The 23936-nt window shown below is 67.8% G+C and carries 22 protein-coding genes and 1 tRNA gene; 13 read left to right on the forward strand and 10 right to left on the reverse strand.

The genetic code is table 11. The features are described 5' to 3' along the window. The first annotated feature begins 109 nt into the window (after positions 1-109). From C5B90_RS14310 to C5B90_RS14325, 4 genes are all read left to right on the forward strand, one after another. Complete coding sequence (locus C5B90_RS14310; RefSeq protein WP_115882411.1) at positions 110-1636, forward strand: hypothetical protein; 1527 nt, start codon at positions 110-112, stop codon at positions 1634-1636. Next, positions 1633-2310: an ABC transporter ATP-binding protein gene (locus C5B90_RS14315; RefSeq protein WP_115882413.1), complete on the forward strand. Its 678-nt coding sequence runs from the start codon at positions 1633-1635 to the stop codon at positions 2308-2310. The genes C5B90_RS14310 and C5B90_RS14315 overlap by 4 nt, the downstream gene beginning before the upstream one ends. After that, the gene (locus tag C5B90_RS14320) at positions 2307-3455 is read left to right on the forward strand and encodes an ABC transporter permease (RefSeq protein WP_115882414.1); all 1149 of its coding nucleotides are present in this window, start codon (positions 2307-2309) and stop codon (positions 3453-3455) included. Before C5B90_RS14315 ends, C5B90_RS14320 begins: the two co-directional genes overlap by 4 nt. A 204-nt stretch (positions 3456-3659) precedes the next feature. After that, entirely contained in the window at positions 3660-4628 is a 969-nt protein-coding gene (locus C5B90_RS14325) for a hypothetical protein (protein WP_115882416.1), read from the forward strand. A 56-nt stretch (positions 4629-4684) separates the two neighbouring features. Here C5B90_RS14325 and C5B90_RS14330 read toward each other — a convergent pair whose 3' ends face one another. Continuing rightward, a complete protein-coding gene (locus tag C5B90_RS14330) occupies positions 4685-5686 on the reverse strand; it encodes a lysylphosphatidylglycerol synthase transmembrane domain-containing protein (RefSeq protein WP_115882418.1) in 1002 nt (333 codons plus the stop codon). A gap of 148 nt (positions 5687-5834) precedes the next feature. On the opposite strand from C5B90_RS14330, the gene fer reads away from it, so the two are divergent. From fer to C5B90_RS14355, 5 genes are all read left to right on the forward strand, one after another. Beyond that, a complete protein-coding gene (gene fer, locus C5B90_RS14335) occupies positions 5835-6566 on the forward strand; it encodes a ferredoxin Fer (protein WP_115882420.1) in 732 nt (243 codons plus the stop codon). A 113-nt stretch (positions 6567-6679) separates the two neighbouring features. Then, on the forward strand, positions 6680-7279 hold the full coding sequence (locus C5B90_RS14340) for a TlpA family protein disulfide reductase (protein WP_115882422.1): 600 nt from the start codon (positions 6680-6682) through the stop codon (positions 7277-7279). After that, entirely contained in the window at positions 7273-8055 is a 783-nt protein-coding gene (locus tag C5B90_RS14345; protein ID WP_115882424.1) for a cytochrome c biogenesis protein CcdA, read from the forward strand. The genes C5B90_RS14340 and C5B90_RS14345 overlap by 7 nt, the downstream gene beginning before the upstream one ends. Before the next feature lie 54 nt (positions 8056-8109). Next, positions 8110-9618, forward strand: a complete 1509-nt coding sequence (locus C5B90_RS14350; RefSeq protein ID WP_233512017.1) for a hypothetical protein — start codon at positions 8110-8112, stop codon at positions 9616-9618. Positions 9619-9687: 69 nt separating this feature from the next. Next, positions 9688-10161: a peptidylprolyl isomerase gene (locus C5B90_RS14355; protein ID WP_115882426.1), complete on the forward strand. Its 474-nt coding sequence runs from the start codon at positions 9688-9690 to the stop codon at positions 10159-10161. Between the two features lie 69 nt (positions 10162-10230). Here C5B90_RS14355 and C5B90_RS14360 read toward each other — a convergent pair whose 3' ends face one another. The 7 genes from C5B90_RS14360 to C5B90_RS14395 all read right to left on the reverse strand — a co-directional run bounded on the left by C5B90_RS14360 (position 10231) and on the right by C5B90_RS14395 (position 15187). Beyond that, positions 10231-11112, reverse strand: a complete 882-nt coding sequence (locus C5B90_RS14360) for an ABC transporter ATP-binding protein (protein WP_058566200.1) — start codon at positions 11110-11112, stop codon at positions 10231-10233. Beyond that, entirely contained in the window at positions 11112-12227 is a 1116-nt protein-coding gene (locus C5B90_RS14365) for an iron ABC transporter permease (RefSeq protein ID WP_199517500.1), read from the reverse strand. Before C5B90_RS14365 ends, C5B90_RS14360 begins: the two co-directional genes overlap by 1 nt. Then, a complete protein-coding gene (locus tag C5B90_RS14370; protein WP_115882428.1) occupies positions 12224-13213 on the reverse strand; it encodes an FAD-dependent oxidoreductase in 990 nt (329 codons plus the stop codon). Before C5B90_RS14370 ends, C5B90_RS14365 begins: the two co-directional genes overlap by 4 nt. Positions 13214-13460: 247 nt before the next feature. Then, positions 13461-13997: a DoxX family membrane protein gene (locus C5B90_RS14375; RefSeq protein ID WP_115882430.1), complete on the reverse strand. Its 537-nt coding sequence runs from the start codon at positions 13995-13997 to the stop codon at positions 13461-13463. Between the two features lie 229 nt (positions 13998-14226). Beyond that, positions 14227-14586 carry a hypothetical protein gene (locus C5B90_RS14385; RefSeq protein ID WP_058828399.1) on the reverse strand — a complete coding sequence of 120 codons (360 nt, stop codon included), beginning with the start codon at positions 14584-14586 and terminating at the stop codon, positions 14227-14229. A gap of 109 nt (positions 14587-14695) precedes the next feature. Beyond that, positions 14696-14878, reverse strand: a complete 183-nt coding sequence (locus C5B90_RS14390; RefSeq protein WP_115882432.1) for a hypothetical protein — start codon at positions 14876-14878, stop codon at positions 14696-14698. A 111-nt stretch (positions 14879-14989) separates the two neighbouring features. After that, positions 14990-15187: a heavy-metal-associated domain-containing protein gene (locus C5B90_RS14395; protein ID WP_115882434.1), complete on the reverse strand. Its 198-nt coding sequence runs from the start codon at positions 15185-15187 to the stop codon at positions 14990-14992. A gap of 132 nt (positions 15188-15319) precedes the next feature. On the opposite strand from C5B90_RS14395, the gene C5B90_RS14400 reads away from it, so the two are divergent. The 3 genes from C5B90_RS14400 to C5B90_RS14410 all read left to right on the forward strand — a co-directional run bounded on the left by C5B90_RS14400 (position 15320) and on the right by C5B90_RS14410 (position 18926). Further along, the gene (locus C5B90_RS14400; RefSeq protein WP_115882436.1) at positions 15320-15919 is read left to right on the forward strand and encodes an AsnC family transcriptional regulator; all 600 of its coding nucleotides are present in this window, start codon (positions 15320-15322) and stop codon (positions 15917-15919) included. Between the two features lie 141 nt (positions 15920-16060). Then, on the forward strand, positions 16061-18649 hold the full coding sequence (locus C5B90_RS14405) for a heavy metal translocating P-type ATPase (protein WP_115882438.1): 2589 nt from the start codon (positions 16061-16063) through the stop codon (positions 18647-18649). Between the two features lie 49 nt (positions 18650-18698). Continuing rightward, the gene (locus C5B90_RS14410) at positions 18699-18926 is read left to right on the forward strand and encodes a hypothetical protein (RefSeq protein ID WP_115882440.1); all 228 of its coding nucleotides are present in this window, start codon (positions 18699-18701) and stop codon (positions 18924-18926) included. Between the two features lie 12 nt (positions 18927-18938). On the opposite strand, the gene C5B90_RS14415 is transcribed toward C5B90_RS14410, so the two are convergent. Then, positions 18939-19793, reverse strand: coding sequence for a hypothetical protein (locus C5B90_RS14415; protein ID WP_115882442.1), 855 nt, complete (start codon positions 19791-19793; stop codon positions 18939-18941). Positions 19794-20003: 210 nt separating this feature from the next. Here C5B90_RS14415 and C5B90_RS14420 point away from each other — a divergent pair, with 210 nt between their 5' ends. Further along, complete coding sequence (locus C5B90_RS14420) at positions 20004-23561, forward strand: tetratricopeptide repeat protein (protein ID WP_115882444.1); 3558 nt, start codon at positions 20004-20006, stop codon at positions 23559-23561. Between the two features lie 63 nt (positions 23562-23624). On the opposite strand, the gene C5B90_RS14425 is transcribed toward C5B90_RS14420, so the two are convergent. Beyond that, a tRNA-Cys gene (locus C5B90_RS14425) sits at positions 23625-23701 on the reverse strand. Positions 23702-23936 lie beyond the last annotated feature (235 nt).

A 23936-nucleotide genomic window follows, 5' to 3' on the forward strand; every position in this document is an offset into this window, starting at 1 on the left:
GACACGCTCGAACGGACAGCGCAGTCAGGTATCGCGGGGACGCGGTGGTCCCGCGCGTCGCGTCGACGGCGACGCGTGAACGTCGGCAGACGCAGACGGAGGGCACGCGATGAGCAGACGGGTCAGCGCCTTCCTGGTCGGACTGCTCGTGGTCACCTCGGTCGGCTCCGCGGCGGGCATCGCGAGCGCCGCACAGACCGACATCGCGATTCAGTCGGCGAACACGTCGGTCGACCAGCCCGCACCGGGCGAGTCGTTCACCGTGACGACGACGATAGCCAACTTGGAGAGCAGTTCTGGGCCGGTCGATATCACGGACGTGTACGTCCGCGATTCGAGCGGGTCGAAGGAGTACGCGCGCGTCGAAGACGTCGGGTCGGTCTCGTCGGGAGGGACCATCTCCGTCCCGCTGACGATGAACATCGCCGACGCCGGCGAGAAGCGCCTGACCGTCCACGTCGTCGCACAGGACTCCGACGGGACGTACCACCGCCTCAACTACCCGCTGTACGTTGACGTCGACGAACCCGACGAGGCCGCGATTTCCTTCTCGACGCCCGACCTCGTGGCGGGACAGGAGAGTTCGGTCAACGTGTCCGTCTCGAACGGCGACGACGGTGCGCTCTCGAACGTCAAACTCGAACTGGGCGGCGACGCCGCCGTCGAGAACGCAGAGCGCGTGAGCGCGTCGATTCAGTCCGGCGCGCAGGTGACGAACACGTATCAGGTCACCTTCGACGAGACCGGCGAGCAGACGCTCGGGGCGACGCTGACGTACAAGACCGACGAGGGCGTGACCCGGACGATAACCCGGAACGCGACGGTCGACGTCGACGAGTCGAACGTGGACGCCGAACTGACCGCGAGAACGACGACGGCGAACGGGTCGTCCGTCATCGAGGCGTCGCTCACGGAGTACGGCAACGTCGAACTCCGCGACGTGCAACTCAGCGCCGTCGTCGACGGCGAGACGGTGGCCCGAGGCATCATGGCCGACGTGCCGGCCGAGGAGACTCGAACGGTCGCGCTCGACGGGACGGACGTCCCCTCGGGGACCGTGACGGTCGTCGCGCGGTACACCGCCGCGGGCGAACAGCACACGACGGAACGGACGTTCGAGTACAACCCACAGGAGTCCTCGAACATCGCGCTGACCGGCGTCGAAGCCACAGTACAGGAGTCGACCGTCACGCTGAGCGGCGAGGCCGCGAATCTCGGGAGCGCCGACGCCGACTCGGTCTTCATCAGCGTCGCCGAGTCCGACGGGGTCTCGCCCAGTTCCTCGAACGGCGAGTACTTCGTCGGGACCATCGAGACGAGCGAGTTCTCGACGTTCGAACTGACCGCGACCGCGAGCGGGAACGGCTCGGTCGAGCGCGTCCCCGTCCTGATTAGCTACTCGGTCGACGGCGAGCGCTTCGAACAGGTCGTCGACGTCGATGTCGGCGGCACGAGCGCCGGGGGCGCGAGTGCGAGCGCGGACGGGAGCGATGCGCAGGCCGCGGCCGGTGCCGGCGGACCGCCCGGTCAGAGCTCTGACTCCGGCGGCATCCTCTCCGCACTTCCGATGGCGCTCGGCGTCGTGGTAATCGGCGCCGTGGGGTTCGGCGTCTACCGATGGCGTCAGCAGTCATGAGCGTCATCGAACTCAAGGACGTCGTCAAGCGCTACCAGAGCGGAACGGAGACCATCGAGGCGCTCAAGGGCGTGGACTTCCGCGCCGACCGCGGCGAGATGGTCACCGTCATCGGCCCTTCGGGTTCGGGCAAGAGTACCATGCTCAACATGATTGGACTGCTCGACACGCCGACCGAGGGCCACGTCCGCCTCGATGCCCGCGAGGTGACCGACTTCAGCGAGGACGAACTCACCGAAGAGCGCCGGACCGGAATCGGGTTCGTGTTTCAGGACTTCCACCTACTCCCGATGCTGACGGCGGTCGAGAACGTCGAACTCCCCTCGATGTGGGACACCTCGGTAGACAGGCACGACCGGGCGGTCGACCTCCTCGAACGGGTCGGGCTCGGCGACCGCCTCGACCACACGCCCGGACAGCTCTCCGGCGGCCAGCAACAGCGCGTCGCGGTCGCGCGGTCGCTCATCAACGAGCCGGACATCCTCTTGGCAGACGAGCCGACAGGGAACCTCGACCAGGACACCGGGAAGACGATTCTCGAAGAGCTGACGCGGCTGAAGGAAGACGAGAACGTCGCCATCGTCGCGGTCACCCACGACGACCAGATGCTCGACTACACCGACACCACCGTCCGCATCGTCGACGGCGTCATTCAAGAGGTGAGCCGACCGTGAGCGTCGCCAGCTACCTGTGGCGGTACCCGAGCGCGCTCATGGCGTGGCGCAACCTCGGCCGCAACAAGCTCAGAACCGCGCTGGCGGCGCTCGGCATCGTCATCGGCGTCGTCTCCATCTGCTCGCTCGGGATGGCGACGGTGGCCCTCCAACAGCAGGCGAACTCCCAACTCGGCGACATCGGCAACGAGGTGACGCTCTCGTCGGGACAGGACAGCGCCACCGACGGTGTGACCCCCGACCAAGTCGAGATGATGGAGAACCTCGCGGGCGACGCGGCGGTGGTCCCCCAGAAGACGAACTCGACGACGCTGACGACGAGAAACGGACAGGAGGCGCGGATGAGCGTCACGGGGGTGACGAACGCGGCCGCGCTGTACAACCTCACGTCTGGCGACGCGCCCACTCGCCTCCAGTCGGGCGCGCTCATCAGCAACGACACGGCCCAGACGCTCGGCTTGGAGCTGGGCGACCCCGTCGAGTACGACGGGAAACTGTACAGAATCGAGGGCTTCATCGAGGAGTCGGGGTCGTCGTTCGGTCCCGGCGGCGGCGGCGAACTCGTCTTGCCGCTGTCGGCGCTGTCCGACCAGCAGTACTACGACACGGTGACTATCGTCGCCGCCGACGGCACCGAAGCCGAGGAAATCGGGACCACCCTCGACGACTACTTCAACACCGACGAAGAGGAGGAGATGAGCATCCGGACGGCCGGCAACGCCCAGCAGGTCGGCGGGTTCCTCGATACGCTGTCGACGGCCCTGCTGGCGATAGGCGGCATCTCGCTCGTCGTGGCGAGCGTCGCCATCCTCAACGTGATGCTGATGAGCACGGTCGAACGCCGCGGCGAAATCGGCGTCCTCCGCGCGGTCGGAATCCGCCGCATCGAGGTGTTGCGGATGATTCTGACCGAAGCGACGCTCATGGGGGCGCTCGGCGGCCTCGTCGGCGCGGTCGCGTCGCTCGCCGCGGGGCTGGTGATATTCAACACGCTCACCGGCGACCCGCTGGCCGCGCTCGACTGGAGTAGCTCGCAGTACCTCGTCTACGGGTTCGGATTCGCCGTCGTGGCGAGCGTCCTGAGCGGCATCTACCCCGCGTGGAAGGCCGCGAACGACCGCCCGGTCGACGCTCTCAGAGGCTGACACCGAAATTTCGCCGTCGGGTTCTGTTTTTTGCGCGCCAATTCAGTACGAGCGGACAGCCTCCCGAGACCGACCGGTCCGCCTCGGCACCCGGCCCGACCGCCTGAACCAACACGTTTTAGGTTGGCCTAAACAATCTGTCGAGCGAACGACGCACGGACCGCGGCGTCGGCGACGGCCCGCGAACCAGTAGACAGAGACACCATGGTCGGCACGACACTCACCCAGATTCGGACTCACATCGAATCGCTCGCGAGCGACGACGGGACGTACGAACTCGTCTGCGGACGGACCGGAGAGCGACCGGTCCCGGTGGACGGGCTCCGGTTCCCGGACCGCTCGACGGCGGAGACCGCCGCCCGCGCGGCGAGACAGTATCGGTCCGCCCTCAGGCGGTACGACCCGAACGTCCCGTACTACGACCTCATCGTCTCAGAACACGACGACGTTCCGGGCTTTGGTGGGGCGAGCGCGACCGCCGACGGCTGGGCGACCGCCGGGGCGACGCCCGGTCTCCCCGAACCGCCCTGCGACCTCGACCTCGGAGCCGGCACGGACGGCGGACCCGAGTGCAGCGACGGCAGGGAGCGCTCCGAGCGGGTCGAGTTCTGTCACCGGGTCGCGGCGGCGGTGTTCGAGGCGCTCGTGGACGCAGACCACCGGGCGGTCGAGACGGCGGTGATGGACGCGTACTTCGACCTCGCGGAGACCATGTCCAGCGCGGACGACCTCTGTCTGCGCCTGTTGGAGAGCATGGCGACCGCGCTCCACGTCCACCTCACGTCGGCTGAGCAGGCTGACGTGCTCGAACGCGCCGCCTCGCACCTCACGTCGCGGCCCGACTCCACGGGGGCGCTGGGGGCGACGCTGGCGGAGATGGAACAGCTCGACCTCGTCGAGTCGTACACCTGCTCGCCGTGGCAGCCCGGCCCGGACGCCAGCACGAGGTCGGCGGAGCTGACCCTCGAAGGCTACGCGCTCTCGGCGCGCGAGGGGCGGCTTCCGGTGTTACCGGTCGTCCTCGACCTCTACCGCCGGGCGGAGTCGTGGAAGCCCGTCTCCCTGCACGTCACGCCGGCCGAGGAGGGCTGGCACGCGACGCTCTCGGTCTCCTCGAAGGCCAACGCGGTCGGGCTGGCGAGCGTCCCGATTCACGAGCGCGCCGCCGACTGACTGTTTTTCCTCCCGTCCCCTCGCGCCGACGCGACGGACGCGCTTTCGAATCCGTCTCAGGCCCGAAAGCCGCGCAGGAACCCGGTGGCGACCCCACCACACCCGAGCGACACGAGGAGTTCGAACGTCCGCACGACGAGCACCGCCGCGGCCGCCCCCGCAACCGGCGCGCCTGTGGTGAGGCTGAGCGCGCCCGCGAGAAGCACGTCGTACGCGCCGAGGCTCCCCGGAATGGGGACGACGCTCGCCGCCTGCGGGAGCGGGATGACGGCGACGATCGGGAGAAACGCCACCGTCGTGCCGGTGCCCGCGAGTGCGACCCAGAGCGCGAGCGACGTGATCAGTTGCTCGAAGACGCCGCTGAGCGCGATGAGGCCGAGGAGTTCCGGCGCGTCTCGGAAGTGGACGACGCGCTCCCAGAACCGTTCGACCGCGGCGGCGACGGCCCCACGGCCGACCGGTGTCTCGCGAGTGAGTTCAGAGACAACGCGGACGACCGGGGCCAAGACAGCGACGACGACCGCCGAGAGCGCGTCTCGCGCCCAGATGAGCGCGGCACCGACGACCAACAGCGCGACGACCGCGCCGGACAGCGTCACGAGGACGAACCGCGGCGTCGGCGCGTCGAGAAAGAGGACGCCGACGATGGCGACCGACAGGAGAAGCTGTGCGGCGGATTTGACGTACTTGGCGACGCCGCGGACCCCGAGGGCCTCGCTGTAGCTCGTCTCGGTCGCGACGCCGAAGAACTGCGCCATGATGGGCTCCGAACTCACCGGGCCGGCGGGGCTGAGCACGTCGAAGAAGTCGCCGGCGAACGCGAACTGGACGCTCGCCCGTGGCGAGAGCCCGCCCCGAAGGGGGCGCACCGACGCCCAGACGCCGAGGCCGTCGACGGTCGCCTCGGCGAGCATCAGAGCGCAGACGACGCCGACGGCCCACGGAGCGACGGCCGTGACGCGCGAGCCGACCTCTTCCGGGCCGACGTACCAGAGGTACACCGCGAGCGCTCCGATGCCGAGTCCCGCGCCGACGACGAATCGAACCCCGCGTCTCACACCCGAAGCAAACGAGGCCCGCTACAAAACCGCCGCGGCTCGCGGCCGCGTTCGGTCCTCGGAACTACACACTCGATTCGAGGACTAAACCACGACGAGACGGCCGGTGGCCGTGGATTTATGCTCGCGAGTTCCTACTAGCCCCGATGTGGACTCCCCGTTCGAGACGCTCGGCATCGACCCGGACGCAGACGAGGACGAACTCGTCGACGCGTACCGTCGGCGGGTGAAGTCGGCCCACCCGGACCACGGCGGGTCGGCCGAAGAATTTCAGGCTGTTCGGACGGCCTACGAGGCGATTCGCGCCGGCTACGAGCCCGGCGACGAACTCGAACCCGTCGAGGCGGACAGCCGTCGCCCGGCCAACGAGGGGACGAGCCGAAACGGACAGCACGACGCCGGCACCGCCCGGAACGGACAGACCGGGGACGACCCAGAGCCCGAGGCTGAACGACGCGGGGCGCGAGTCGAGTTCCTCGACTACGACGTGCTCACCGACCGCGGCTGGTCGCTCGACGACGACGACCTCTTCGAGAAGGCCGCCGAAAGCGGCCTCGACGGCGACGCCTACGGCGAGGTGTTCGTCGAGCCGCGGACCAACCTCCTGAAGGCGGCCGAGGACGCGGGCCACAGTTGGCCCTTCGCCTGCCGCGGCGGGGCCTGCGCGAACTGCGCGGTGGCGGTCGTCGAGGGCGACGTGAAGATGCCTTCGAACCACATCCTCTCGGAGGAGATGCTGGAACAGGGCGTCCGGCTGTCGTGTATCAGCCTCCCGGTGACCGACGACCTGCAGGTCGTCTACAACATCGAGCATCTCCCCGGCCTCGACGAACTTCGGCTCCCCCCGCAGCACGCCCGGAAGATGAGCGCCGGCGACTGACCGGAAACCGGCGGCCGGCCTGTCCGACGTGCGCCCCGGCGGGGTCTCGGGGTTGTGCGTCACTCGCGCCCCAACGCGGCCGAATTAAGCTTCGATAGCGACCCTACAACGATATGAAAGGAACGCCGACGCGGAGAGACTTCCTCCGACTCGCGGGCGCGGGCGCCGTGGCGGGAACGGTCGGGCTGGCGGGATGCCTCGGTGGAAGCGGCGGCGGAAGTGTCGATGCCGGCGGTGACACGACGACGACCGGAGACGGGACGGCCGGCGCGTCAGCCGGCGACGGCGCGTGGCGGACGGCCGAACTCACCGACGTGCGAACCGGCGAGACGTTCACTATCGAGGGGCTCCTCGACCGACCGATTCTCCTGGAGACGTTCGCGGTGTGGTGCTCGAACTGCCTGCGCCAACAGCGCGAGCTAATCGAGTTCCACGAGGCCGTCGGCGACGACGTGCTGACGGTCGCGCTCGACATCGACCCCAACGAGGACGCCGAGAAGGTCAGGAAACACGCGGCGGACCACGGCTTCGACTGGCGCTACGCCGTCTCGCCCGAGTCGGTCACGAAGAGTCTCACCGCCGAGTTCGGGTCGTCGATGGCGAGCGCGCCGGTCGTTCCGATGGTCAGGCTCTGTCCCGACGGGAGCGCGACGCGGCTCAAAGACGGCCACAAGACGACCGCGTTCCTCCGCGAGCGGGTCGGCGAGTGCTGACCGACCTCGCGCCGCGGCTGTTCGAACTGTTCGTCCTCGGCGTCGGCACCCCGCTCACCGCGGCCTGCGCCCTCCCGCTGTACCCCGGCTTCCTCGCGTATCTCGCGCGACAGAGTTCGCGTGCGAGCGGGGAATCATCCTCTCAGGCGGGTGCGACCGGCGACAGCGACGACAGCGGCGACAGCGACGGCGGCCTCCCGATAGCCGTCCTCGGCGGCCTCGTCACCGCCGGCGCGGTGTCGTTCATGCTCGTCGTCGGCGTCGTGTTCTCGCTCCTCCTCGAAGTGTCGCTCACGGCGGTCGTCGAGGTGGTCTCGCCGGCGGCCTTCGTCGTGCTCTTCGTCGTGAGCCTCGCGCTCCTCTTCGACGCGAAGGTGTTCGCGCGACTCCCGACTGTCGAACCACCCGAGACGCGTCACCCGGCGCTGTCGGCGTTCGCCTACGGATTTTTCTTCGGTGCAATCGTCCTCCCCTGCAACCCCGGTTTCATCGCCCTGTTCTTCGCGCGCGTCCCCGTGCTGTTCGACACCGCCGCCGAGAGCCTCCTCGGGTTCCTCGCGTTCGGCCTCGGCATCGGCGCGCCGCTCCTCGTCTTCGCCCTCGTCTCGGAGCGGTACAGCCGACGGGCGACCCGGTGGTTCGCCCGCCACACGACCGCCATCAACCGCGTCACCGGCGCGGTCATGCTGGTCGTCAGCGCCTACTACCTGCTCGTCGTCTTCGACGTGCTCGGCGTCGCCCCGGCCCTCGAATCGCTCCTCGACGCGGTCGTCTGAGTCGGGGACTCGGCGTCGGAGACCGTCGCGACCGCCGGACTCGCAGAAGCGCCTATGCCCGTCGGTCTCCTCCTTCTAGGGAAGTACCAGATGAACGCCGACCAGCGAGCCGACCGGTACCGGACGGTCGTCGCCGCCCGCCTCGAACGCCTCTCGACACGGGCGCGGCTGGCCGTCATCGCCGACCTCTGGGCCGCCCGCGGCTTCGAGACGCGCGTCGAGTCTGGGGTCGTCCGCGCCGAGCGTCGCGGCCGGTCAGTACGGCTTCGGCCCGTCAGCGGGCGTCGGTCGGAAGCGTCGGCGACGGCCGAACGAGACGCGGGCGCGGACGCGGACGCGCCTCCTGTGAGACATCTCTCCACCGACGACATCACCGAGGCACTCCTGTACGCCCTCGACCGCCCGGACGCCGACGCGGTCTGTCGCCGCCAGTTCGGCGCGCCGCTGGACGACCTCCGCCCGCCGCTTCGGCTGCGCGCCCGGCGGGGAGCCCGACGGTTCGGCGACCGGGTCGCCGGGGGCGGCCGCGACGCCGCTCGCGGACTCACTGCACTCGTCGTCGTCGTCGCCGTCGTAAGCGGGGCCGCCGTCGCGCTCGACCTCGTTCCGTCCCCGCTCGACGGGGCGATACAGTCCGCCGGCGTCGGGACGGGCGGGGCCGGTGAGTCGGGGCCGCCGACGGCCACACCCGAGCGCGGCGACGTGGCGACGGAGGAACCGTCGGAAACCGCGGCGACCGAGAGCACCTCCGGGTCGGAAACGCGGAACACCGGCGCGCCGAGCCTCGGGGACGGCCAGCGCTCCGGCCCGGTCGAACCCGTCGAGCCGGGCGAGTTAGAGCGCGTCCCGGGCGTCGGGCCGGACGGCATCGAGAACCTGACCGCACTCAGCGCGGCCCACGAGCGCGTACTGGCCGAGGAGTCCTACACGCTGTGGGTCGATATCTACCGCCCCGAGGGCGCGGACCCGAACTCGACGCGGACCCAGTACGACACCGACATCACCGTCGCCGGCGACCGGTACATCATCGCCGAGACCGTCGAGTCCGGACGCGAGCGGACCCGACTGAGAACAGTCTACTACGATGGCGACGCGTGGTACGTCTCCGAAACCGAAGACGGGGTCGAGCGGATCCGCCGGGTCGCCGGCAACGCCACCGCGCCGCCGGTACAGTTCGAGCCGCGGGGGTTAAACCGTGGACTCGTCCGCCAGTATCTCGACACGCGGGCGACGAACGTGACCGGAAAAGTGACCGACGGGAACGTCACGTACTACCGAATCGAGGGGAGCCAACGCCCGGCCATCGGTGGCGTCGAACCGGTCCAAGACTACCAGTTCGTCGCCCACGTGGACGAGCGGGGGTTCGTCGCCGACGCGACGGCGACCTACGCGCTCGTCTCGGATGAGGGGTTCTACTGGGTCCGCTTCGAGTGGACCTACGGCCGCGTCGGCGAGACGACCGCGACGCCCCCGGCGTGGGTCGAGGGCATCGAAAACGGGACGGAATCGGGGGCGACGACGGCCGACAGCAACAGGCCGCCGGCGCTTCGGACGCCAGCCTGACCCGCGGTGATTCCCCCGGCGGGATGCCTCGATGACGACTTTTATGCGCGTCCTCCGCCGACCCCCGCTATGGCAATCGAGTCGGGAGACCGAGTCGCGCTCGCGTACGTCGGACGCTTCGAAGACGGGACCGTCTTCAACACCTCGCGGTACGAGGTCGCGGTCGAACACGGCCTGTACGAGGCCCAAGAGAAGGACCGCGACGACTACGCCCCCCAGACGTTCGTCGTCGGCGCGGGGCAGATAATTCCGGGGCTCGACGAGGCCGTCGTCGGGATGTCGGCCGGTGAGGAGGCCACCGTGACCGTCCCGCCGGCGGACGCCTACGGCGAGTTCGACCCCGACCGGATTCGGACCTACGACCCCGAGACGTTCGAGGGGATGGTCGGCGAAGAGCCCGAGGTCGGCCTGCACGTCCACGCCGAAAACGGCCTCCACGGCGACGTTACCGCCGTCCGCGACGACGAGGTCGAAGTCGACTTCAACCACGAACTCGCGGGGAAGACGCTCGTCTTCGACATCGAAATCGTCGCCGTCCAGTAGGCGCTCCGGACGTTCGGAGACGTTGTGACGGCCCGCGAGAACTGAGCGTCAGGGAAGAACGTCGAACCGCTACAGCGAGTGCTTCGGGACGATTTCGGGGTCTGGCGTGTAGTTGACCGCGGCCTCGACGCGGAACACGTCGGCGAGGAGTTCCTCGGTGACGACCTCGCGCGGCGGGCCCCAGTCGTACAGTTCGCCGTCCTGCATGGCGACGAGGTAGTCGGCGAACCGCGCCGCCTGCGCGATGTCGTGGAGGACGACCGCGACCGTCACGCCACGTTCCTCGTTGAGTTGGCGGACCGTCTCCAGCACGCGGAGCTGGTGGTGCAGGTCGAGGTACGTCGTCGGTTCGTCGAGGAGGAGCACGTCGGTGTCCTGTGCGAGCACCATCGCAATCCAGGCCAGTTGACTCTGGCCGCCCGAGAGGTTGCCGATCTGCTTGTCGCGGATGTGCTCGACGCCGGCGAGGTCGATGGCGCGTTCGACCGCTTGGTGGTCGTCGTCGTTGACCTGCTCGAAGAAGCTCCGGTGCGGGTATCGGCCGTGGTAGACGAGGTCCTCGACGGTGAGCGACGTGGGCGAGTCGTGCTGTTGAGAGAGCATCCCCAACTCGCGCGCGAACGCCTTGTCGTCGTACTCGCTGATGGATTTCCCGTCGAGGTAGACGTTCCCGGTGTCGGGCGAGAGCTGTTTGGCGAGCGACTTCAGGAGCGTGCTCTTGCCGGAGCCGTTCGGCCCGACGAGCGCCGTGATTTCGCCGCGTGGGATGTCGATTCGCTCGCACTCGACGACCGGCTCCTCGCTCGTCGGATACGAGAGTTCGAGCGCGTCGCCGGTGAGCGCGCTCTCGCGTGTCGAGCCGTCTTCGACGCTCGCGCGTCCGTCCGCGTTCGCGTCCGTTTCGCCGTGTTGTACCATCTGTTGGGAGTCTCCTGATTGCTGGTTCGACATCACACTTCACCGATGTTCTGCTGTTTGCGCATGAGATAGAGGAAGTACGGCCCGCCGACGAGGCCCGTGACGACGCCGACCGGGAGCTGAATCGGGTTGAGCGCGAGGCGCGCGCCCACGTCGGCGGCGACCATCAGCGCCGGGCCGGCGAACAGACAGCCGACGACGAGCCGCTTGTAGTCGCTGCCGACCACGTTCCGCACGAGGTGCGGGACGACGAGGCCGACGAAGCCGACGATGCCGGCGACGGCGATGCTCGCGGCGGCTGCGAGGACCGCGACGCCCGAGAGGGCGAATCGGACCTTCTCGATGGACATCCCGAGTGAACGGGCGGTCTGTTCGCCCAGAAGCAGGACGTTGAGCTGTCGGGAGCTTCCGAGCGCGAGGCCGACGGCGATAATCGACCACGGCAGGGCCATGCGGACCTGCTCCCAGTCGGTGCCGGTGAGCGACCCGGTCGTCCACGCGATGGCCGATTGGACGACGCCGATGTCGTCGACGAAGAAGAACAGCCCCGTCTGGAGGCTCTGGAAGACGGTGCCGACGATGACGCCCGCGAGGACGAGTCTGACCGGCGAGGTACCGTTCTTCCACGCGATGAGGTAGACGAGGACGAACGCGAACATCCCGCCGAGCGCCGCCAGAAGCGGGAGGTACGCCGCGAGCCCCGAGAAGACGACGAGCGTGAGGAGGATGAGCAGTCCGGCCCCCGACGAGACGCCGAGGATGAACGGGCTGGCCAGTTCGTTCCGGGTGACCGCCTGGAAAATCGCGCCCGAGATTGCGAGGTTCGCGCCGACGAGAGCGGCGACGAACACCCGCGGGAGCCGGATGTTCCAGACGATGAGCGTCCGCCGACTGAGGTCTGGGAGTTCGCCGCCGAGGAGGAACACCTGCCAGACCTGCGGGTCGAAGATGACCGCGGGGTCGAAGACGGCGCGCCACGCCTCGCCGATGGTCATCGAGAACGCGCCGAAGCTGACCTGTATGAGGCCGCCAACCACGACGACCACGAGACTGGCGAGACAAAGCGACACGAGCGAGCCGTCTATCCAGCCGAACAACCGGTTCAGCACCGACCCCGAGGACTGTTCTGTCGGCGTCGTTCCGCTCACTGCTCGACACCTCCGAGTTCGCGCCCGTCGAGGTAGTCCGCGAGCACCTCGTCAGGGAGCGCGTCGAGGACGCGTTCGGTGCCGATTACCTCGACGAGTCGCCGGATACCGCGGGGTTCGGCGGTCTCGACCTCGTGGTCGGTCCGACGGGTGTCGAACGCTCGGTCGATGTAGGACTCGCGGAGTTCCGCGAGGCGTTCGTCGTCGAGGTCGGCGTCGTCCGGGACCTCGCTTTCGAACCACTCGCGCCAGCGGTCGCGGTCGCCCCACTCGCCTTGGAACTCGGTGTCGGCGCGGAGCCAGTCGTAGTGGGCCGCGAGGTCGCCGGGGAAGCCGCGTTCGCGCCGGCGGTCCTCGATGAGACACCGGGCGACGTGGCCGCCCTGTCCGGCGGCGATGCCGACCTGTGCGTTCCGGTCGCCCGACGGTGCGGCGACATACAGTCCCTCGACCAGGGTCCGCCCGTCGTCGTCGGCGTAGTCGGAATCGAAGTGCTCGTGGACCTCGCCGTGGTGGTCGTGTTCCTCGAACATCGCGTCGTCGTCGTCGAGGCCGCGGAGGTAGTCGCCGTCGTACCACGCGGCGGCGACGACGTAGTCGGCTTCGACCCGGCGACCGTCCTGCGTGCGGACGACGAAGCGCCGGGCGTCGGCGTCGAACGCGTCCGACTCGTCCCCGCTCGCGTCCGTACTCGTCTCGTCGTCGCCCAGTCGCTCGACCGAGACGACCATGTCCGCGACGTAGTCCGCGCCGACCTCCGCGAGGTGTTCGTGCATGAGCGCGGTGAACGTGTCCACGCCGATGCCGGCGGGGAAGCCGAGGTAGTTTTCGAGGTACGCACACCGACGGAAGGCGGCGTTCCCTCGGTCGAAAACGACGGTATCGAGGCCGTATCGTGCGGTGAAGACGGCCGCGGCGCATCCGGAGGGACCGCCGCCGACGACGACCACGTCCGTCGAATCGGGTTCGGTGCCTTGGTCGGTCACGGCTCAGACAGCCCCCGTGAGAACAGCCCGTCGAAAAGCGTGGTCGAAGTCGGCTCCGTCTTCGTTCATACGTTTTAGGCGTCCCTAATACAATAAACCACTTTCGGATTTTAGGGACTCCTAAATCCACCGACACGCAGAGAACGGCCCGCAAAGAGGCTGACTCACGCAAATCAGCGGTAACGACGTCCGAGAGAAAGACCGGCGGGCTGCCGGACGAACGCGGCCCAGCGTGGCCGAAATCCCCTCAGCCGAGGAGGTACCGGAGCTTGGGCCGCTGGCGGACGAACTCCAGTTCTTCGAGGTACGCGTCGAGGCCGAGGATGCGGCCCGCCGCGAGCGCGCCGACCACGAGGAACATCACGAGCCCCAGCAGGTCGCCGTTGACCAGCCCGTGACCCCAGTCGGCGTTCCCGAGGTAGAAGAACGTCATGAGGAACGTTCCCCCGGCGGCGGCGAGGCGGACGGCAGCCCCGGTGATGAGCGCGAACCCGATGAGCGTCTCGCCCAGCGGAACCATGACGTTCGTGAACTCGAGCATCAGCGGCGTCTGGCCGACCCACGCGAGGAACGCGTGGACCGGGCCGGGCGCGCCGGCGGTGCCGTTCACGAGCCAACCGCCCGCGTTAAACGGCTCGGCGGCGAGGTACTTCGTCACCCCCGCGTGGAGGAACCAGTACCCCGTGACCAGCCGGGCGAACACGAGGACGTAGCCGGTGACGCCCTCGGCGTAGTCGAACTCCATCCGGTTCCCCAGCATCTCGATTTCGCCGGTTGCGGCCATCGTCTGTCACCTCACACGTGAATCGTGGACCGCCGGGAGGTTATAAATCCAGACCGATTTTCGAATCCTCGGAAACTGGGAATCGGCGGGCCGTCCACGTCGATTCGAACCGGTACCCTCGGCGGGCGCGAACGCGAAGATACGTCTCGACCTGACGTCGCCGGTCCCGCCGACCGCACGGCCGACGACCCGACCCGAGAGGCGGGGGTGACCGGACTCCCGCCGCACCTCACTCGGGTGCGATGACGACCCCGTCGTCGTCGGCGTGGTCCATCGCCACCTCGTGTCGCGTGTGGCGGGCGTGGGTGCGGGCCCACCGGCGGGCGCTGGCCTCGGAGAGGAACTGCTCGCCGTCGGGACACTGTCGGCAGCTAACGACCCACGGTGAGACGTCGTCCGGGAAGTGGCCGGTGTGGCGACGGTGGTCGAGCGCGAACTGCTCGACCGACTGATTGCCGAGCTGTAGCTCGTCCAGTTCGTACGAGAGGTCCCACTCCTCGCCGCACCGCGAACACGAGACGGTCGGCGTGTCGTCTATCGGGGCCGTCGGGGAGTGCGTGCGAAAGTCGTCGTCGCTCGGTGGAGACACAGGCGGGGTTGGGACCGCGGCCTCTTGTAACCGTCTGCCCCCGAAGTGAAAGACAATTTATTGATGTATTTTCAGGAATCGGCCGGACGAGGCTCCCGGTCGCCGAGACTCACTCCGCGTTCGACGCCCAGTCTCTGACCAGCGCGACGGCGAAGACGGTCAGCAGGGCGGCGATGCCGGCGTTCCGTGCGAACTCGCCGGTGTCGCCGGCGGCGAGTCGGACGACGCCGAGCGCGAGGAGGAGTCCGATGACGAGCGCGAACAGGACGGCCGCCCACGACCGCGCGTACATGGTCGAGGGTAGCGGGTCGCTGGGGAAAATGGTTCAGGTCGGCGTGTCGAACCGGCGTCTCGGTCGTGACACCCGGTTCCCCGCACCGCCCGGGCCGGGCGCGTCTCGGATTCAGGCGCTCGCGTCGTAGCCCGCGTCTTCGACGGCCGCGACGAGGACGTCGGTGTCGGCGTCGCCCTCGACAGTCGCGCGCTCCGCCTCGCGGTCGGCGGTCGCGTCATCGACGCCGTCGACGCCGGCGAGGGCGTCGGCGACGCGCTGTTCGCAGTGTTCGCAGGTCATTCCGGTGACGGTGAGGATGGTCGGCATACGGTTCGAGGTAGGAGGTTCTCGATTTAGTGAATTGTCCTTTCGTTGGTTCGGCAACTAGCCGACTCCAACTTTCGAATCGAAAGCCGAACGCGAGGAACACCTATGACATCGTGGCCCCTAGCGGGGCGCATGCGCGCGCTCGACGAAACCGACCTCCACATCCTCGAACTCCTCGCCGAAGACGCCCGCCGACCCTTCAGCGACATCTCTGCCGAAGTCGGCCTCTCCGCGCCGGCGGTCTCCGACCGCATCGACCGTCTCCGCGAGGAGGGCATCATCCGCCGCTTCACCGTGGACCTCGACCAATCGACGCTCTCGGGCGGGACGCCCGTCCTCGTCAGACTGACCGTCCGCCCGGAGTTCGTCGACGAGGTCCGCGACGCCCTCCGCGCGGCCGACCCGGTCCAACACCTGTTCGTCGCGGCCGACGGCGAGGTGACGGCCCACGCCCGACTTGACGGGAGTTCCGTCCGCGCCCAGTTGGACGACCTCGTGGACCTCTCGCGGGTCCGCGACTACGAGGTGAGCCTCGTGGAGTCCGCCGAGTGGACGCCGACGGTCAACGGGACCGGGTTCGCTCTCGAATGCGCCGAGTGCGGCAACACGGTGACGAGCGAGGGCGAAAGCGCCCGTATCGGCGGGACGCTCTACCACTTCTGCTGTTCGTCCTGTCTCGGCCGGTTCGAAGACCGATACGACCGCCTCGAAGCCGGCGCGAACGACGACTGACCGGTCGGGCGACGAGTGGGTAGTGCAGGCGACGACTGAGCGTCGGAGCCGGCGGTTTCGAATCCAAATTTCTGACCCGCTCGGACGTTCGGTTCTGAAGGGGCAATCGAGGTAAGAGAGGGGCACGTAGGTGTAGATAAGATGAGTAGCCGAACGGCCCACCTAGACATCCGCGGGATGAGTTGCGCGAACTGCTCGCGCACCGTCGGCGAGGCGTTGGAGGCGCTCGACGGCGTGACGAGCGCCAGCGTCAACTTCGCCACCGACGAGGGTTCCGTGGAGTACGACCCCGAAGAGGTATCGCTTCGCGAGATATACGACGCCGTCGAGGACGCCGGCTACGAGGCGCTCTCGGAGACCCGGACCATCGGCATCACCGGGATGAGCTGTGCGAACTGCGCCGACGCGAACCGGAAGTCGCTGGAGTCGGTTCCGGGCGTCGTCGCCGCCGAGGTCAACTTCGCCACCGACGAGGCGCACGTCACCTACAACCCCGCCGACGCGAGCCTCGAAGACATGTACCGGGCGGTCGAAGACGCCGGCTACACGCCCGTCCGCGAAGACGACGGCGACGACGAGAGTGGCGCAGAGGACGCCCGCGACGCCGCCCGCAACGACGAGATTCGCCGACAGAAGCGCCTGACGCTGTTCGGCGCGGCGCTGTCGCTCCCGCTTCTCGCGATGCTCGCGGTCGAACTGTTCGGTGGCGGCCTCCCCGAGACAATTCCGGGCACGGACGTCTCCATCGGCTGGGTCGGCTTCGCGTTCGCCACGCCGGTGCAGGTCTATCTCGGCCGCGAGTTCTACGAGAACTCCTACACGGCGCTCGTCCGGAACCGAACCGCCAACATGGACGTGCTCATCGCCATGGGGTCGTCCACGGCGTACCTCTACTCCGTCGCCGTCCTCGTCGGCCTCCTCGCCGGCAGTCTCTACTTCGACACCGCCGCGCTCATCTTGGTGTTCATCACGCTCGGGAACTACCTCGAAGCGCGCTCGAAGGGACAGGCGTCTGAGGCGCTCCGGACGCTCCTCGAACTCGAGGCCGACACCGCGACGCTCGTCGACGACGACGGGACCGAACGCGAGGTCCCCCTCGACGAGGTCGAGGTCGGCGACCGCATGAAGGTCCGCCCCGGCGAGAAGATTCCGACCGACGGCGTCGTCGTCGACGGCGACTCCGCGGTCGACGAGTCAATGGTCACGGGCGAGTCCGTCCCCGTCTCGAAGGCCGAAGGCGACGAGGTCGTCGGCTCGACGGTGAACCAAAACGGCGTCCTCGTGGTCGAAGCGACCAAGGTCGGCTCCGAGACCGCAATCCAGCAGATTGTTTCCCTCGTCAAGGAGGCCCAGGGCCGCCAGCCCGAGATTCAGAACCTCGCCGACCGCATCTCGGCGTACTTCGTGCCCGCGGTCATCGCCAACGCCCTCCTGTGGGGCGTCGTCTGGTTCCTCTTCCCCGAGGCGCTCGCCGGGTTCATCCGGTCGCTCCCCGTCTGGGGACTCGTCGCGGGCGGCCCCGTCGCGGCTGGCGGCGCGGTCTCGACGTTCGAGTTCGCCGTCGTCGTCTTCGCCTCGGCCGTGCTCATCGCTTGCCCCTGCGCGCTCGGCCTCGCCACCCCGGCCGCGACGATGGTCGGGACGGCAATCGGCGCGCGAAACGGCGTCCTGTTCAAGGGCGGCGACGTGCTCGAACGCGTCAAAGACGTGGACACCGTCGTCTTCGACAAGACCGGCACGCTCACCAAAGGCGAGATGACGCTGACCGACGTGGTCGCCGTCGGTCCCGCCGCCGACGGTTCGGGCGTCGTTACCGCCGATGACGACGAGACGCTCGACGAGGACGCGGTGCTCCGGTACGCCGCCTCGGCCGAGCGCAACAGCGAACACCCGCTGGCCCGCGCCATCGTGTCCGGCGCGGAGGACCGCGGTCTCGACCTCGCCGACCCGGAAGACTTCGAGAACGTCCCCGGGCACGGGATTCGCGCGACCGTCGAGGGGAAGACCGTCCTCGTCGGTAACCGAAAACTCCTCTCGGACGCGGGCGTCGACCCCGCGCCCGCCGAGGACGCGCTTCGCGACCTCGAAAGCGAGGGGAAGACCGCGATGCTCGTCGCGGTCGACGGCGACCTCGCGGGTGTCGTCGCCGACGCGGACGAAATCAAGGAGTCGGCCGCCGAGGCCGTCGCCGCGCTCCGCGACCGCGGCGCGACCGTCCACATGATTACCGGCGACAACGAGCGGACCGCCCGCGCCGTCGCCGAACAGGTCGGCATCGACCCCGAGAACGTCAGCGCCGGGGTTCTCCCCGAGGACAAAGCCGACGCCGTCGAATCCCTGCAGGCCGACGGCACGAGGGTCATGATGGTCGGCGACGGCGTCAACGACGCGCCCGCGCTCGCCGCCGCGTACGTCGGCACGGCGCTCGGCTCCGGCACCGACGTGGCCATCGAAGCCGCCGACGTGACGCTCATGCGCGACGACCCGCTCGACGTGGTGAAGGCCATCCGCATCTCCGCCGGAACGCTCGCGAAAATCAAACAGAACCTGTTCTGGGCGCTCGGCTACAACACCGCGATGATTCCGCTCGCGTCGCTCGGCCTCCTCCAGCCGGTGTTCGCCGCGGCCGCGATGGCCCTGTCGTCGGTGTCCGTCCTCACGAACAGCCTCCTGTTCCGGACCTACACGCCGGACCACGACTACCGCTTCCTCGACTTCCTCCGCCGGTAGTCCGCTTCGCCGCCTCATTTTTCTCCTCGCGCGGCGATTCTCTCAGGGTATGTCCACTCGAACCTCCGCGGGGCCAGCGCCGTGGCTTCTGGTCGCCGTCGGCGTGTTCCTCGTCCTTGTCGGCCTCGGAACGCTCGTGAGCGCCCCGTGGCGCTACGCCGGCGGCGAGTCGGTCGTCGCAGTCGCGGCGCTCCAGATACTCGGGTCGCTGTCGTCGGTCGTCATCGGTGCCGGAGTCGCGTGGCTCGGGGCGGGTGAGGCGCGCGAAAAACAGTAACGAGCGAGGCGTTCAGTACCGCGACGGGAGGAACGCCATGCCGATGAGGAGAATGACCGTGGTGAACGAGACGATAGCGATGCCCCAGAGGCCGTTTTCCGTCTCGTGGAAGCTGTCGATTTCGGACAGTTGCGCCTGGTAGCTGTCGTAGTTCTGCGTCAGGACGAGCGTCTCGCCGTCCGGGAAGTACGCGAGGTACTGCTGTCCCGAGATGGTCAGGTTCGCCTCGTTTTCGACGGTGACGGTGTTCTCCTCGGACGCGAACCACTCGATGGCCACGCCGGAGGTCTCGACCGCGTCGACGGTGACAGACTGGTTGTTGTAGTCGAAGGAGTCACCCTCGGCGACGGTGCGCGTCTCGTTCGCCGGGAAGTACTCGTCGACCGAGACGAGCGTCGAGTCGTTGACGACGACGTAGCGCTCGCCGTCCCGGGTGACGGTCTCGTTGTCGGCGTTCGAGTCAGCTTGGAGGATTGCGGTCTCGTTGTACAGCTCGACCAGCGTTGCTTCGGTGGGGTCGGAGACGTTGGCGATTTCGACACGGTAGTCCGTGCCGTCGAGCGTGACGGTGCTCTCGTTGTCCCACGTCTCGGTGAAGCGAGCGGAGTCGTTCACGTAGGTGAGTTCACCGGAGCGGACCAGCGTGGTGCCGCCACCGTGGCCGCCCGACTCCTCCTCTTCGGTTATCGACGACACTGTGTACGCCTGGTCGCTATCGGGAACGGAGAACTCGTCCCCCTGTGCCAGCGAGTACTCGGGGTTCTCGAAACTGACCGACGGCGTCGATGCAGTCGCGATAAGTGAGTATGCACCGGCACCGATGACCAGGAAGAACACGACGGAGATGACCGCGGCGCGTCGTTGCATGGTTTCGGCATGGGCCACGCGGCGTATAACGATTACTTTTCCTCGGAGCGTGTCACCGCGTCGCGCGACCGCCGGCGGCGACTCCCGCCCCCAATACGACGGTGCGGACGAACAGTCGAAACTGTGGATTGACAAGGGTTTTTGAAACTATTGGCCGAACCATCCTCCAATGAGATACCGACCAGTCGTTCGACGGAGCCGAGCCGGGAGTTGGTCGTGACGCGCGATGACGACCTCGTCACGGAACAGTTGGAACTCGCCGCCAATCGCTTCGACTTCCTCAACGCGTTGGACGGCGCGCGCCTCGACAAGCGAGATTTGATCGAAGCGCTCCCGTACTCCCGCTCGACGGTCGACCGCGCGATACGCGACCTGACCGCCGCGGGGTTCGTCCTCGACGACGGCGACTACACCACGTCGCTGAAGGGCGGACTGTTCATCTCCCTGTTTCGTTCCACCCGCGACGCCGCCGCCGACGTGCTCGAACTCGACTCGTTCGTCGCGGGAGCGGCCGCCGACTACCCGCTTCCGGTCGAGGCCGTCGTCGGAGCCGACGAACTGCGGACCGACCCGCGCGTCTCACACCCGTTCGATGCGCTCGGAAACAGGCTCAAAGCGACGAACAACGGGACGTTCGTCCTCCCGTACCTGCCGAGTCAGACGTTCGTCGACCGGTGTACGACCTGGCTCGTCGACGGGCACTCCTGTCGGTTCGTCGCGCCCGACTCCGTCGTCACCGCTATCTGGCGGGCGTACCCGGCGTTTCTCGAAACCGTACAGACCGTCTCGGACTGCGAGCTTCGGGTCGGCGAGGTGCCCCCGTTCGCCATCGCGCAGACGACGCTCGACGGGACGCCTCAGATGACGGTCGTCGCCTACGGTGACGACGCGCGCGCCCGCTGTGTCATCGAAAACACGAGCAAGCGCGCCGTGGCGTGGGCCCGGCGTCGCGTGCAGTCGATTTGGGAAGCCGCGAGCCCGTTCGACCTCAACGGAAACGCCGACGGCGATGCTCCCGAAACCGAAGCCGACATCGCGGACGCCAAAGCGGGCGCTGCGAACGCCGAAGCGACGACAACCGGTCCCCGAAGCGTAACTGACGACCGCGGTGCGAGTGCAACGATTCGCGGCCCGGCGCTCTCCACGACGCTGCAGTCACAGGGATTCGTCCGACTCGCTCCGGCGTACTTCGACCGCGTCGGCGTCTCGCCGCCGCTGGCATGTTGGCGTGCCGGCTTCGACCTCGGCGAGGTCCGCGCCGGGTACGCGCTCGACCGCGAGCGCCCGGCCGAAGACGGACGCGAGAACGTGACTGACGACCTGTTCTCTCGGCTCCGCTCGGGAACCGACCACGTCGTGACGGGGCCACCCGGCGCGGGAAAGAGCACGGTCTGTATGTCCGTCGCGTGCCGGTGGTACGGCCACGAACAGGGTACCGTCCTCTACCGGAAGTCCGGCCAGCACGACCCGTTTACCTCCGCGGCGCACCTCGGTTCCTACCTCGCCGAGGCCAGCGGGCACGTCCTCGTCGTCGTCGAGGACGCGACCCGGAGCGAGGCGAACAGCATCTTCGAACTCGTCCGCGAGTTCGACGACGACGACCGCGTGACGTTCCTCCTCGACAGTCGGGAAAGCGAATGGCGCGACGGCTCGCTCCGCGGCACCGCTCGCCTCGAATTCCACCGGACACAGTCGATAAACGTGGTCTCCGTTCCCGTCATCGACGCCCGCGAGCGAGCCAGACTGGTCGAGCACTTCGAGGCGACCGTCGGAACGAGCGTCGATATCGACCCCGAGGAACTCACCCCGAACGAGGGCGGAGACCTCGAGCCAGGAGAGATGTATCTCTTTTTGCATCGACTCGCCCGGCACGCCGAGCCGGCAGCCGGAGGGAACGCCGCCCCGACGAGCCTCCTCGACGACATCGACTCCGTCTACGCCGACCTCGAACGCGCCGACGAGCGCCTCGGCGTCGACGTCGGCGTTCTCGTGAATCTCCTGAACGCCTCGGGAATCGGCGTCTCGCCGCCGCTCGCGTACGCGCTCACCGAGTCGAAGCGCGACGAATCCGTCGTCGAAGAATCGCTCGACGCCCTCGAACGGACCGTCCTCTACTCCGCGTTCGGCGACGACGAGTCCGACGGGGAGCGGGTTCGCGCGGTCCACGAGACGTGGTCCGCTCGCTTCCTCCAGCGGCTGCTCGACCTCGAATCCGAGCGCCGCGCCCGCCGCCGGTTCGAGCGATGTCTCGACGCGCTCTGCTCGCTCGTCGACGACGACGACGCGCGCCAGACCGTCCAATCGGTGTTCGGCGGGACCGCCGATATCGTTCGCACTATCGAGCGCGACTCCTCAACGTGGGGGGAACGACTCGTCCGCAGCGTGTTCGAACTCGGCGTCAACAACCCGACGCTCTCGGAACTGTACGCTGAGACCGACTTCTCGAACGTCGACGTGCCGCGAGCCTGTGACGACGACCTCCGACTCGACGTGCGTCGGTGGCGCGCCCGCATGTTCGTCAACGGTGGCGAACTCGAACGCGCCGAGCGGGAGTTCGAGTCGCTCGCGTCGCTCAACGGCGGAGACCTCGACGAAACGATGCTGGTCCGCGCGCGCGCCGACGGCTTCGCCGGGCTCTCCGAAGTCGAACGCTACCGCGGGTCGTTCGAGCGCGCACGCGAGTACGCACACGAAGCCCTCGAACGGTTCAGCCGAATCGATGACGACGTGGGCCGCAGTGACGTGTTGAACGCGCTCGGAAACATCAAAGCGCGAAACGACGACTACGAGGCGGCGAGAGTCAACTACGAGCGAGCACTCGATCTTCGTCGGTCTGTCGGCGACGAGACGAAAATTGCGAGTACGGTTGCGAACCTCGCGCGAACGGAACAGTCGGTCGGCTCCTACGAGCTTGCTCGTCAATACGCCCGTGAAAGCTTACAGCTACAGAGAAAGATCGGATATCGCTGGGGGGAGGCGCTCTCACTCTCGATTCTCGGTATCATCGAGATCGAAGACGGGACGCTCGACGAGGCAGAGCAGTACACTCGCGCGGCGCTCGAAGTGCGACGCGAAATCGGAGACCAGATGGGTGCTGCGTCTTCGGCGACAAACCTCGCCGAGATTCAGTTCCAACGTGGCGACATCGAATCCGCACATGACCAGTACCTCGAACTAACAGACGTTATCGACGGTCAACAGTTCGGATGGGTCAACGGTGGTGTGTACCACGGGCTCGCCGAGACGCACCTCAACCGAGGCGAACTCGACGACGCGCTCACCTGTGCCGAGCGCGCGGCGTCGTACTGTTCGGACAACGAGTCGCGCCTCGTCGAAGTGTTAGCAGTACAAGCACAGATACAGCTTGCACGAGGTGACATCGATACCGCACTAGAGATCGCCGAGGAGGCCTCGTCTCGAGCCGCAGAACTCGGGGCGTATCAACAGGCAATGACGACTGCGATTGCCGGTCACGCGCGTACGCGCGCCGAGCAGATCGAAAACGGTGTTCACCAGCTCGAAACTGCGGTGGACCTCGCACCGACTGGCGTTTCGGAAGGACGATGTCGGCGGCTCTGCGCTGGTGCGCACCGTACTGCCGGCGAGTGCGCTACCGCACTCGACGAATTACGACGCGCTGCAGCGTGCTTTTCCTCCGTCGAAGCCGGGGTTCGAGCGCGGAAGGCCGCACTCGACGCCCTCGAACTCGCACACGAACTGGGCGACGACGACGCGGTCAGCGCGCTCGAACAGCGACTCGTACGATAACGTCGTCAGTCGCTGATTCGATACCGAGACGCGTCGCTCACGGGAGTTGCGTTCGAAGAGAAAAGCCAAGGGCCGGATTTGAACCGGCGGGGGTTCCGCTCTGCAGGCGGATGCGTTGGGCCGAACTCTGCCACCTTGGCGCAGTTACTGGTATCCCTGTCTTGTGCTTAAGCCTGACGGTGTGCGACCTGAGTCGGGCGTTTTCGCTGTCTCGACCGAGAGAGCGGTCGCTGTCTGTGTAGTGTGCGAGCGAGCGATTACCGCTCGCTGTAAATGAAAAAAGCCCACTGGACCGAAGTCCAGTGGGCTTTGTATGAGTGGGGGCGGCGAACTGGATTTCCCAGAGGATCGCTCACTCCAGTACTGACCAGAACG

Source organism: Haloferax sp. Atlit-12N (assembly GCF_003383095.1).
GTDB lineage: Archaea > Halobacteriota > Halobacteria > Halobacteriales > Haloferacaceae > Haloferax.